The sequence below is a fragment of the Tepidimonas sp. genome, assembly GCF_029335975.1.
GTDB lineage: Bacteria > Pseudomonadota > Gammaproteobacteria > Burkholderiales > Burkholderiaceae_C > Tepidimonas.
In genome coordinates, this window is the sequence record NZ_JARJMT020000060.1 from 1 (window position 1) to 3,527 (window position 3,527).

Sequence of the window (3,527 nt, forward strand, 5' to 3'; positions counted from 1 at the left end):
TTGGTGATGCGCCCGTCCTCCTGCAAGCGGGCCAGGATGCGGCGATCCACTGCGTCGATGGAAGGGCTGGGCGGCATGGGGCTCTCCTGAGTCGGATATTCATCCAAGTATGCCCCGAAACCCGCAACGACCTTGCGCCAATGCGGGTTTACCGGGGGTCGAAATGCAAGCCCATTGCAGTCACGTGGACATATGCTTTCAGTCTCCAATACCGCTATAGGAGTCGTGACCGTGCCCGACCTCTTCGACAACCCCATGGGGTTGTGCGGATTCGAGTTCGTCGAATTCGCCGCGCCCGCCCCCAACGTGCTGGAGCCGCTGTTTCAGGCGCTGGGCTTTACCCGCATCGCGCGCCACCGCTCCAAAGATGTGGAGCTGTGGCGGCAAGGGCAGATCAACTTCATCCTCAACCGCGAGCCGCGCAGCCAGGCCGACTACTTTGCGCAGGAGCACGGGCCCAGCGCCTGTGGATTGGCCTTCCGCGTGAAGGACGCTCACCGGGCCTACTACCGTGCGCTGGAGCTGGGGGCACAGCCCATCGACATCCCCACCGGCCCGATGGAGCTGCGCCTGCCCGCGATCAAGGGTATCGGCGGCGCGCCGCTGTATCTGATCGACCGCTACGAGGACGGCAAAAGCATCTACGACATCGACTTCGAGTTTCTGCCCGGCTTCGAGGACCCGGCCAGCCGCCACCCTGCGGGACATGGCTTTCAGGTCATCGACCACCTCACGCACAACGTCTACCGCGGACGCATGGCCTACTGGGCGCAGTTTTACGAGCGCCTGTTCAACTTCCGCGAAATCCGCTACTTCGATATCCAAGGCGAATACACCGGCCTCAAGAGCCGCGCCATGACCGCGCCAGACGGCCTGATCCGCATCCCGCTCAACGAGGAAGGGGGCTCTGGCGGCAACGGCCAGATCGAGGAGTTCCTGATGCAGTTCAACGGCGAGGGCATCCAGCACATCGCGTTGCTGACAGACGACCTGCTGGCCAGCGTAGACGCCCTGCAGATGGCTGGCGTGCCGCTGATGAGCGCGCCCAACGATATCTACTACGACATGCTCGAAGAGCGCCTGCCCGGCCATGGCGAACCCGTGGCCGAGCTGCAGGCGCGCGGGATCCTGCTCGACGGCTCCACCGCTGGCGGTGAGAAGCGCCTGTTGCTGCAAATCTTCAGCCGGCCGGTGCTCGGGCCAGTGTTCTTCGAGTTCATCCAGCGCAAAAACGACCAAGGTTTTGGCGAGGGCAACTTCAAAGCCCTGTTCGAAAGCCTGGAGCGCGACCAAATCCGCCGCGGCACCCTGAAGGTGGAGACCACCGCGGCCTGACCCCCAGAAGGAAAGCCCCATGACCAAGCTCGAAGGCCCCGCCCTGCAAGCCGCCCTGGCCCAGTTGCCCGCCTGGACGTTCGACGCCGAACGGCACGCCATCCGGCGCGCGCTGCGTTTTGCGGACTTCAACGCGGCCTTCGGCTTCATGACCCGCGCCGCCCTGGAGGCTGAGCGCCGCAACCACCATCCGGAGTGGTTCAACGTCTACAACCGGGTGGACATTCTGTTTTTCACGCACGATGCCGGGGGGCTGACCGAGCGCGACATCGCGTTTGCGCACTGGGTCGATGCGACCGCCCCGGCTATGGGGGCGGTCGATGAGCGCAAGCCCTGAACCCCATCTGCACGGCCTGGCTGCGGGCGAAGCCGGCCGCCCGGACAGCCCGGACTGGACCATCCCGCAAAACTGGGCTGCCTACACCCCACAGGAACACGCCACCTGGGCCACCCTGTACCGGCGCCAAACGGCGCTGCTGCCCGGCCGGGCGTGCGACGCCTTCGTCGATGGCCTGCGCCGCCTGCCCATCGAGCCCGACCGCATTCCGGACTTCGAGCGACTATCCGAGGTGCTGATGCGCCACACCGGCTGGCAGGTGGTCGCCGTGCCGGGGTTGGTGCCGGACGACGTGTTTTTCGGGCACCTGGCCCACCGGCGCTTTCCGGCCGGGCAATTCATTCGCCGCGCCGACCAGTTGGACTATCTGCAGGAGCCCGACGTCTTCCACGACGTGTTTGGCCATGTGCCGATGCTGATGCACCCGGTCATGGCGGACTTCATCCAAGCCTACGGACACGGCGGCCTGCGCGCGCAACGGCTGGGAGCGCTGGACATGCTGGCCCGGGTGTACTGGTACACGGTGGAGTTTGGCTTGGTGCAAGAAAACGGCGCGCTGCGCATCTATGGCGCTGGCATCGTGTCCTCGGCATCCGAAAGCCGCTTTTGCCTGGAATCCCCCTCGCCCCACCGCCTGGGCTTTGATCTGGCGCGGGTGATGCGCACCCGCTACCGCATCGATGACTTCCAGCAAACCTACTTCGTGCTCGACCGCCTGGACGACCTGCTGCGGCTGGCCGAAATCGACTTTGCCCCGCTTTATGAACAGGTGGGCCAACTGGACCCCCTGCCGGCCGACGCGGTACTACCCACCGACATGGTGATCAGCCGGGGGATGGCAGTGACCACCGGCAGCGGTGGGCAGCGGGTTTGACGCCGCCGCCCACCGGGTACAGCGGCGCACGGGGTATTCCAACATCACCCATAAAAAAGCCGCCAGAGACTCTGGCGGCTCGATGATCTGACCCAGTCAGGCCTGGCGGCCGCTGGTCAGAACGTGTGCTTCAGGCCAATGCCAAAACGACTGTCTGGCGTATCCGCGAGGTTACCAGCGCGGCCTGTGACGGCTGCGGCGTTGGCATCGAAGAAGCCGGCATACGCCGTGGTCCGCTTGGACAGGGCATACGCCGCCGCCACGCTCCAACCACGCTCTGCCTTGCCGCCGTCTTGCTTGCTCTGCGCATAGCCAACCGAAACCACCAGGTTGGTTGCCACCGGCACATCCGCGCCGATCGACCATTCGTCGATATCCGCATTCTTGGCGCGGCCGTAGCTGCCCAGCAGCTTGGCCACACCCAAATCGTAGGACACACCGATGCGGGTGTACTTCTCGATTTTCGGCTCGTCGTCCTGATAGCCCAGCGCGGCATACAGCGGGCCGCCTTCGTACTGGATGTTGAAAGCCGACACACGGCGTTTGGCAAACCCTTCGCGCAGATTGGTACTGAACGCAGCGCTAAAGCCCCCAAACGACGGCGACGCGTAATAGAAACCGTTGTTCGGGTTGGCGCTGTAGTCGTACTGGCTTTGGAAAATCAAGTTGACTGGGCCCAAGACATTGGCGTTGAAGGCCGCATCGGTGGCTCCGGCGACATCGTCATAGGCCGTCCAAATTTTGCCCAGCCTGACCTCACCAAAGCCGCCCGCCAGGCTCAAATAGGTCTGGCGATCGAAGCCTGGGCCGGCAGCGCCGTCGTCGAGAGCAATCCTTTGCTCGAACAGGAAGCCAGCCTTCAGACCACCCCCCAGATCTTCCGTTCCCTTGAGACCCCAACGGCTGGTGGAGACACCGCCGCTGGTCAGTTGGGTGGAGACTTTCTTGTCCTTGTGCACGACCAAGTCGGCCACGCCGAAC

4 protein-coding genes are annotated in these 3,527 nt (G+C 64.2%); 3 read left to right on the forward strand and 1 reads right to left on the reverse strand.

Annotated features, from left to right (window positions below; genetic code table 11):
- The first annotated feature begins 231 nt into the window (after positions 1–231).
- From hppD to phhA, 3 genes are read left to right on the forward strand one after another with little or no spacing between them, the layout of a single operon-like run.
- Positions 232–1,335 (forward strand): 4-hydroxyphenylpyruvate dioxygenase, encoded by a 1,104-nt coding sequence (gene hppD, locus P3W97_RS03200; protein WP_300843722.1) that lies wholly within the window; start codon positions 232–234, stop codon positions 1,333–1,335.
- Positions 1,336–1,354: 19 nt separating this feature from the next.
- Entirely contained in the window at positions 1,355–1,672 is a 318-nt protein-coding gene (locus P3W97_RS03205) for a 4a-hydroxytetrahydrobiopterin dehydratase (protein WP_300843724.1), read from the forward strand.
- Positions 1,656–2,546, forward strand: coding sequence for a phenylalanine 4-monooxygenase (gene phhA / locus P3W97_RS03210; RefSeq protein WP_300843726.1), 891 nt, complete (start codon positions 1,656–1,658; stop codon positions 2,544–2,546). Before P3W97_RS03205 ends, phhA begins: the two co-directional genes overlap by 17 nt.
- A gap of 116 nt (positions 2,547–2,662) precedes the next feature.
- Here phhA and P3W97_RS03215 read toward each other — a convergent pair.
- Positions 2,663–3,527, reverse strand: an 865-nt coding sequence (locus tag P3W97_RS03215; protein WP_300843728.1) for a porin, incomplete at its 5' end; no start/stop codon positions are given.